Below are 778 nucleotides of genomic sequence, written 5' to 3'. Positions count from 1 at the left end.
TACGGCCTGGAAGGCCATATCTGTCACGACGGTGAGGATGGGCTGGAATATGCCAGCCATTACCGGCCCAGCGCGATTATTCTGGACATTGGCCTGCCGGGTATCGATGGCTGGGAAGTCATGGAAAAGCTCAAGGCGGACCCGCGCACCAAGGACATCCCGGTGCACTTCCTGTCCGGGCGTGATGAGCGCAAGAAGGCGCTGGAACTGGGGGCGCTGGATTTCATGACCAAGCCAGCCAATCAGGACGACATTCTCTCTGCTTTCGCCAAAATTGAAGGCGCTATCGAAACCAATGTGCGCCGCCTTCTGGTGGTGGAAGACAGTGAAATCCAGCACGAAAGTATCCGTGAGCTGTTCGACCAGAAAGGGGTTGAAATCACCGCTGCAACTAGCGGCCAGCAAGCACTGGATGCCCTGCAGAATACCGTGTTCGACTGCATGATTCTGGATTTGACACTACCGGACATGAGCGGTTTCGAGCTGCTGGAAAAGCTCCATGCCAGTGACGACTACGACAGTGTTCCCGTGGTGGTTTATACCGGCAAGGACATGACCCGCGAAGAAGAGGCGAAACTGCGCAAGTATGCGGACCGTATCATTCTCAAGACGGAACGCTCCCACGAGCGACTGCTCAACGAAGCGTCCCTGTTCCTGCACTGGCTGGAATCCACCTTGCCGGCCAATCGCCGCCCGACTGCGGAATCCATCGAGCATCGCGATGACATTTTCGAAGGCAAGCAATTGCTGCTGGTGGATGACGACATGCGTAATATCT

At 56.0% G+C, this 778-nt stretch carries 1 protein-coding gene; it reads left to right on the top strand.

Translation table 11 applies throughout. The features are described from left to right. The coding region (locus A3730_RS01455; RefSeq protein WP_156500764.1) for a response regulator at window positions 1–778 on the top strand (778 nt) is incomplete at both ends.

The organism is Alcanivorax sp. HI0044 (assembly GCF_001634945.1).
The sequence above is the reverse complement of the archived record's forward strand: the minus strand, read 5'-3'. Positions and strand labels throughout refer to the sequence as shown.